Genomic DNA, 7,782 nt, shown 5'->3' with positions numbered 1-7,782 from the left:
GGTAGAGCTGATAATAGTGACTTAGGGTTTTTAGATTGAGCCACTCGATCCCACATACTGTTAGGGTGATCCTGATTGTATAGGGTATACGAGGCGGTGGACTATGTAAAGATCCCCCCAAGCAGGTTTGGAGAGCCTGTAGAGGTTGTTGCAGAGGAATATCTCAGGGAGAAATATGAATCTAAATTCAACAAGGATCTCGGGATCATTATACTGGTATATGATGTAAGTGTAAGTGATATGGGTCTTATACTCCCAGGCGATGGCTCTATATATCTAGAGGCAAGGTTTAAGATGCTCAGCTATGTCCCAACACTCCACGAGGTTGTAGAGGGGGTTGTTAAAGAGGTAAGGAATATAGGGCTCTTCGTAAATATAGGGCCTCTCGACGCCTTTGTACATATATCACAGGTTATGGATGCTGATGATATAGAATACGATGATGCTTTGAAGGCAATAGTAGGGGATAGGAATAAGAGGCAAGTAACTGTAGGAGATAAAGTTAGGGGAAGGATCACAAACATATCATTCCAAGCAGCAGGGCTTCCAAGGATCGCTATGACTATGAGGCAACCTAACCTAGGAAAACTAGAATGGATAGAGGCTAGCAGCTCTGCCTCAAGATAGAGATACCCGATCTGAGGGGCTGAAACTTTTTTGTCTTTAGAAGCTTTCATGTGGGTTCGCGGTTAATGCTCTTCGGGGGCTATTAGCTATGCCGATGCATATATAAGCCCCAGAGGTTATAGGTTTATTGGTGACCCCAGGTTTCCGAGATCCGTGGATGAACCGCGGTGAGGGGACCTGGGGAGACCGTGAGGAGCCCGAGGGTGGCTAAAACCGCTCTCGGGTGAACGGTGGGTGAGGCTATGATGGTTTATAAGCAATCTCCCCATTCTAGAGATGAGGTTTTGAAGGTGTGAAAGATGAGCAAGCCTAGGGGTAGGAAGAAAGTCTTTAAGGCATGTAAAAGTTGTAAGGCATTAGCACCTCTAGAGGTGCAGACATGCCCGGTATGCGGATCTTCGGATTTTAGTGAGGAGTGGAGTGGGATGATAATCATACTAGATCCAGATAGATCTCAAATAGCAAAGGCCCTAGGCATAACAAAGCCAGGTAGATATGCTGTGAAAATAGGGACGTAGACTAGCTAGCAGATCTCCTCCTAATAAAGAAATGCTTAGGCCTTCCAAGTGCTAGCTCTGAGATCTCTTCAAGAACCTCTGATATTGTGGGGTGTGGATGTATCGTTAGCGATAGATCCTCTAGAGTTGCCCCCATCTCAATCGCCAGCACAGCCTCAGATATTATTTCTGATGCGTGTGGTGCAACTACGTAGAAGCCGAGTATCTCCTTAGTCTCCTCATCAAATACTATCTTTGCAAATCCCTCCTCCACCTCTTCGATCGCTGCTCTAGCAACCCCTCCTAGGGGAAGCTTCACACTCCTCGCCTTATAACCCTGTTTTTTAGCCTCATTCTCACTAATACCTACAAAGGCTATCTCGGGATCTGTGAATATAACGGAGGGTATCGCCTTCGGATCAAAGGCTATATTCCTTCCAGCAATGTTCTCCGCAGCAACCAGGGACTGGGCAAAGGCCTTATGGGCTAGGAGAGGTGGCCCTGCGATATCCCCGCTAGCATATATATTTGGATGGGATGTCCTCATAGATCTATCAACCACTATATATCCCTTTTCATCCAGCTTTACACCGAGCTTCTCAATACCCGAGATCTGCTTAGGCTTTCTACCAACGGCCACTAATATCTTCTCTGCCGAGAGAGAGTCTCCCCCAGATAGTTCTACAGATACCTCTCCACCCTTAGCTGCTAGGGATTTAACGGTTGTGCCAGTATATATTTTAACCCCGAGGCTTCTTAGGATCCTCTCTGCAGCCCTAGATATATCGGGATCCATTCCTGGTAGGAGGTTCTGCATAACCTCAATAACGGTTACCTCAACACCTATCTTTGCAAAGATGCTTGCAAACTCCACACCTATATAGCCTCCACCAATGATGAGTATTGATGATGGTTTCCTCTTCAACCCTATTATCGTTCTATTATTATGGATCGCCTCACCATCCACCCTTATCCCAGGAAGATCTGCGGGATCTGTTCCAGTTGCAAGGAGTATTTTTTTGGCTTTTAGCTCGCCTATGTTTTCCACATATATAGTTTCTCCGTCCCTTATCGATGCCACGCCTCTATATAGATCTACTCCATAGCTTTTTAATAGCATCTCAATACCCCCGGAGATCTTTTTAACAACTGTGTTAACCCATTCAATATATTCTTCAAAGGATAGCTCAATATCTCCTTTAATAAACCCCATCTTCTTAACCGCCCAAAGTATGTTCGCCGGTTTGATCAGAGCTTTTGTGGGGATGCACCCATAGTTAGTACACTCACCCCCAAGTCTATTCATCTCGATTAGAGCGACCTTCATTCCAAGCTGGGAGGCCCTTATAGCTGCTGGATATCCACCGGGCCCCCCACCCACTACTACGAGATCATATTTTTCTCTCGACTCCATAGCAGAGCACCTCTACTGGATTGGGAATTATTTGAACTCATCCTCCTGTGCTAGGAATAGCAATGGGTTTTCGAGGTAGTTCTTCAACGTATTGAGGAATCGAGCAGCATATCCGCCCTCTATGAACCTATGATCGAAGCTGAGGGAGATATTCATGTAATATCTAGGCTCTAATCTATCCTCATAATATGCTGGCCTCTTCACAATCCTATGGATACCTAGGATTGCGGATTCTGGGTAGTTGATTATGGGAAAGCCTATAGTAGATCCTATGGAGCCTACATTAGTAATTGTAAATGTACCGTCTCTTATATCTTCGAGGGATAGCTTGCCCTCCCTAGCCTTTCTCGCAAGCTCATCTATCTCCCTTGCAATCTGGAAGAGCCCTTTCTTATCAGCATTCTTTATATTAGGAACTACGAGGCCCTGCTCCGTATCTACAGCGATCCCGATGTTATAGTATTTCTTAACTATTATCTCTCCCTTCTCCATATCGAGGGTGGAGTTTAGAAGGGGATACTCCTTGAGGGCTTTCACAACAGCTTTCACGATGAATGGCAGGTATGTTAGCTTTACACCTCTACTCTCTGCAAGGCTCTTAAGACTCTCCCTCAGCCTCACCAGCTCTGTGACATCTACCTCCTCAGCGAGATATACATGGGGTATCTTCGATTTAGCCTCGATCATCTTCTCAGCCATTCTCCTCTTTATACCTCTAAGCTGGATCCTCTCAACCCTCTCTTCAACAACCTGCTGAGGCTGTACAGTGGTTTGAGGAGCTCTTGCCCTAGCTATGTTTTCTTCATAGAATCTCCTCACATCCTCCTCTGTGATTACCCCACCAGGCCCTGTGCCCTTGACCAAAGTTAGATCCACACCAAGTTCTTGTGCAAGCTTTCTAACCCTTGGAGGAGCCCTTACATGGGGCCTCCTCTCTGCTGAAACCTCTGCCTGGGGGGTAGTGGTAGCAGCTTGGGTCTCCTCTTTAGCCTTCTCCAAAGCCTCTGGCTTCGCTATAGCCTGCTGAAGATCTTCGATCTCTATCTCAGCTATGGGGGATCCAACCCTGATCCTCTCACCCTCCCTTGCAAGCAGCTTCACAACCTTTCCAGAATATGGTGAGGGTATTTCGACGCTAGCCTTATCTGTGAGCACCTCGACAATCGGTTGGAACTGCTTTACCGAATCACCCTCTTTTACAAGCCACCTTACTATCTCACCCTCTGCTATCCCCTCACCAATATCTGGGAGTTTGATCTTCTCGATTTTTACCATGTATATCCCCTAATATCTCATTACCTTTTCAATAGCTAAATATATCCTGGCTATGTTGGGCATATATAGCTTCTCATGCACTAAGGGGAACGGTGCATCATAGCCTGTAACCCTTATCACAGGGCCTCTGAGAAGATCTATAGCGTTTTCAGCGATATAAGCAGCTATCTCAGCTCCGAGGCCGAGGGTTCTAGGTGCTTCGTGAACAATTATTAGCCTTCCTGTCTTCTCAAGGCTCTTAAGGATCAAGTCTTTGTCGAAGGGGAAAAGTGTTCTCAGATCTATTACCTCAACGCTCCACCTATGCTTCTTCTCAGCAAGCTCTGCAGCCTCAACCGATACATGGACCATCGCACCATATGTAACTATAGTTACATCACTACCCTCTCTAACAACCCTGCCCTTTCCAATTGGTATTATATAGTCTTCCTCAGGAACCTCCTCCCTTATAGTTCTATAGATGGACTTTGGCTCGAGAAAGATCACGGGATCCTCGGATCTTATGGCGGCCTTTAGCATACCCTTAGCATCGTAAGGCCTAGATGGCATCATAGTTATCAAGCCAGCTGTGTGTATGAAATAAGCCTCAGGACTCTGGCTATGATGCATAGCTCCCTTAACACCACCACAGCAGGGCGCTCTAATTACTATCGGTGCTGTGAACATACCCCCTGTTTTTGCCCTCATTTTCGCTGCTTCAGATACAATCTGGTCGAAGGCTTCATATACAAAGTCTATAAACTGGATCTCAGCAACAGGTTTGAACCCATACATAGCCAGGCCAATAGCTATCCCCACAATACCCATCTCCGTTAGAGGTGTGTCGATAACCCTTTTCTCGCCGAACTCCTCTAGCAACCCCTCTGTTACTAGGAAAACCCCTCCCCTCTTACCCACATCTTCTCCCAGAACTATTACCCTTGGATCTCTTCTCATCTCCTCCCTAAGTGCTAGGTTAAGAGCCTGAACCATGTTCATAACTGGCATCTACTCCACCTCGATCCCCAGCTTCTTCATAACCTCTAGCGACTCCCTATATTCCTCCAATTGCTCCTCGAGGTTCCAGAATCTCTGTGAATATACATCCTCGAAGATCACCTCTACACTGAGTGGGGGTTTGGAGATGCATTTCTTAACAATCTCCTCGATCTTTGTATTCCACTCATTATAGATCTCCTTTAGCTCCTGCTCCGATAGATATCCCCTGTTTATAAGATATTTCTCAAACCTAGCTATAGGATCATATTTCTGCATTGCCTTAACCTCCTCGGGAGACCTATATCTCGTGGGATCATCAGCTGTTGTGTGCGGACCCATTCTATATGTAACGGCCTCAATCAATGTTGGCCCCTCGCCATTCCTAGCTCTTTTGGCAGCCTCCTTTGAAGCTGTATAAACAGCTAATACATCATTCCCATCCACTCTTATACCTGGTATATTATATGCCACGCCTTTAACAGCGAAGGTGATAGATCCTGTTTGTTTTTTTGCAGGAACAGATATTGCCCACTGATTATTCTGTATAACAAATATAACGGGTAGCCTATATATTCCTGCGAAGTTGAGCCCTACATGGAAACCACCTCTGGATGTAGCTCCATCACCGAAGATCGTTAGGACGGCTATCTTCTCACCAGCTATGTATGCTCCTAAGGCAAAGCCTACAGCATGTGGGATCTGATTTCCAACAGGCACCGTAGATGGTGCTATCCTATGCTTCCTAGAACCAAATATGGTGAACTCCTTTCCCTTAAAAGGATCTGCTATATTAGCTATATTTCTATCTAAGATCTCCTCCTCACTAACCCCCCTGGCTATGAAGACACCGATATTTCTATAGTAGGGGAAGATCCAGTCATCCTTATCTAAAGCCAGGGTCGCACCAACACTTACAGCCTCCTCACCTATATTTGGAGCGTGTAGTGCAACCTTGCCCATCCTCTGTAGCTTTAAAAGCCATCCATCAAGTATTCTAGTCCTTATCATTGATGTATACATATTTAGTAAAAGATCCCTCGGAATATCAGGCTCTCTCTCTGCAACAACATTTCCATCAGGATCGATGATCCTATAGAGGCCAATAGCTCTTTCAAGCCTCAACTTCTCTATAACATCTTCTAAACTATATCTTATCTCAAATGGATTCTGGTACAACCAACTCCCTAAACATATTGCTTACAGAGCTAAAAGCCTAGCAAATTATTTTATGTAAATTTTCTAATAACTATGATATTAATATATAGATTGTTTGAACCTTTCAGCAGACTCTCGTAAATGTTACAACAAGCGTTGGCTATAGATCTGTATGATTGATCAGTTAAGCTGAAGATCTGGAGTCGTTTTACCGATTTTCCCAAGATAAGCTATTACCTCTTTAACCCTAGATCCCGTAATCTTTAGCTTCGAGATCTTCTCGAGATATTCTCCCCAGCTAATGTCGTTCTCTCTCCAACTGTTGTAGGCCTCTATAAGCCTTTTATATGCTATTTCATGTATCCTACAGAATCTATACTTGCTATCAGAGTCCGAAGGATCACTACATATCGGGCATCCCCCAAGGCCTGTCCCAAGAAGCTTTATCTCACTAGGATTCAGTTTCTCTATGCTTTCAAGGAACCTCTTTATAGCATCTCCAACCACTGCCTTGGTCTCCTGAATAACATGCTCCCTTTTAAGCTCCCCCCTTCTGATCTTCTCTAACATCTCCTCAAAATGCCTTGTCAGCTCTACTTTAGAGAGATCACCAAAGTATTTCTCAATAGCTGAGTAAACCATTAATCCAAGTCTAGTAGCTTCTGAACCTTTAATATAGCCTCTCTTATATAGTGTCTCTATGATCTCGGCTCTAGTAGCCTCTGTACCTATCCCCTGATCCTCCATCCACTTTAGAAGCGATGCCTTATTATATGGTGGCTCTGGCCTTGTATATGTTATAGCTATCTTTACCTTCGATATCCTTAGCCTATCTCTAATCCTGATCTGCGGGATCTCCTTTTCCCCTATATTATAGAATGGATATATATCGAGCCAGCCCCTCGAATAGATCTTACTACCTTGTAAATAATATCTCCTCCCCAACGCATCTATTTCAACCTTTGTAGATTCTACTATTAAGGGATCCATAAACGTTGCTAAGTATCTTCTAACGATTAAATCATATATCTTACTATGCATATCGCTAAGCCTTCCAGGCACCTCTCCAGTGGGGTAGATAGCAGGGTGAGCAGGGTCTTCCATTGGGCCATTATTAGGAACTAGCCGATCCTTTTTCAGTAGTTTTAGAGCTGCGAAACTATATCTAGGCATACTAGCGATTCTCCTTATAATATCCCTATGATCTATGGTTAGGGGCAGCTTCTGACTATTGGTTCGTGGATAGCTTATGAGGGAATCCAGATATAGATCCTCTAGTATTTGGAGGGTTTTAGCTGGAGATATCTTATATATTGAATATGCATCTCTCTGTATATCGCCGAGGTTATATGGATGTGGTGGTTGATAGGATATCAACCTTTTATCAACATTAGTAACTATAACATATCCAGCTTCTCTAATCCTCTCTGCATATGCCTCTGCTTTAGATCTCCTCTCGAAGGGATCTTCTCCTTGTTCCAGCTTATAATCTCTGCCAGCTAGGTGGACATATATATTTACATTATAGAGAGGTCTGGGCACAAATGTGGATCTCTCTATAGTGTTTCTCACAACCTCGAAGAGCGTCGGTGTCTGAACCCTACCAGCACTTAAGATCCTATGCTCGGAGAAGATCTTTTTAAAAAGCCTCATTATAGCCCTAGAAACATTTATACCCCATATCCAGTCCATCTCATGCCTTGCAAGCCCAGCCTCAACCATATTTAGATCTGGGGGTTCGAGATTTTTGAAACTTCTTCTAAGCTCCTCCTCTACTAGGGATGAGAATTTCATCCTCTTCATCTTAGATATATTGCCCCATCTCTTTATTATCAT

Annotated in this window: 7 protein-coding genes; 2 read left to right on the top strand and 5 right to left on the bottom strand. The window is 44.3% G+C overall.

Annotated features, from left to right (window positions below; genetic code table 11):
* Positions 1-75 precede the first annotated feature (75 nt).
* On the top strand, positions 76-627 hold the full coding sequence (locus QXE01_10295; GenBank protein ID MEM4971624.1) for a DNA-directed RNA polymerase: 552 nt from the start codon (positions 76-78) through the stop codon (positions 625-627).
* Positions 628-926: 299 nt separating this feature from the next.
* Positions 927-1,145: a transcription elongation factor subunit Spt4 gene (gene spt4, locus QXE01_10290; protein ID MEM4971623.1), complete on the top strand. Its 219-nt coding sequence runs from the start codon at positions 927-929 to the stop codon at positions 1,143-1,145.
* 1 nt (position 1,146) lies between these two features.
* Here the strand turns inward: spt4 and lpdA are convergent, their stop codons facing one another.
* The 5 genes from lpdA to topA form a co-directional block, all read right to left on the bottom strand.
* Positions 1,147-2,538 carry a dihydrolipoyl dehydrogenase gene (gene lpdA / locus QXE01_10285; GenBank protein MEM4971622.1) on the bottom strand — a complete coding sequence of 464 codons (1,392 nt, stop codon included), beginning with the start codon at positions 2,536-2,538 and terminating at the stop codon, positions 1,147-1,149.
* Between the two features lie 27 nt (positions 2,539-2,565).
* Complete coding sequence (locus tag QXE01_10280) at positions 2,566-3,813, bottom strand: dihydrolipoamide acetyltransferase family protein (GenBank protein MEM4971621.1); 1,248 nt, start codon at positions 3,811-3,813, stop codon at positions 2,566-2,568.
* A 9-nt stretch (positions 3,814-3,822) separates the two neighbouring features.
* Positions 3,823-4,800: an alpha-ketoacid dehydrogenase subunit beta gene (locus tag QXE01_10275; GenBank protein MEM4971620.1), complete on the bottom strand. Its 978-nt coding sequence runs from the start codon at positions 4,798-4,800 to the stop codon at positions 3,823-3,825.
* The gene (gene pdhA / locus QXE01_10270; protein ID MEM4971619.1) at positions 4,801-5,967 is read right to left on the bottom strand and encodes a pyruvate dehydrogenase (acetyl-transferring) E1 component subunit alpha; all 1,167 of its coding nucleotides are present in this window, start codon (positions 5,965-5,967) and stop codon (positions 4,801-4,803) included.
* Between the two features lie 159 nt (positions 5,968-6,126).
* Positions 6,127-7,782 (bottom strand): DNA topoisomerase I (gene topA, locus QXE01_10265; GenBank protein ID MEM4971618.1); only part of this gene is annotated, 1,656 nt, incomplete at its 5' end.

This window comes from Sulfolobales archaeon (assembly GCA_038897115.1).
GTDB lineage: Archaea > Thermoproteota > Thermoprotei_A > Sulfolobales > AG1 > AG1.
Note: the sequence above shows the minus strand (reverse complement) of the source record. Positions and strands in the feature narration are given on the sequence as shown.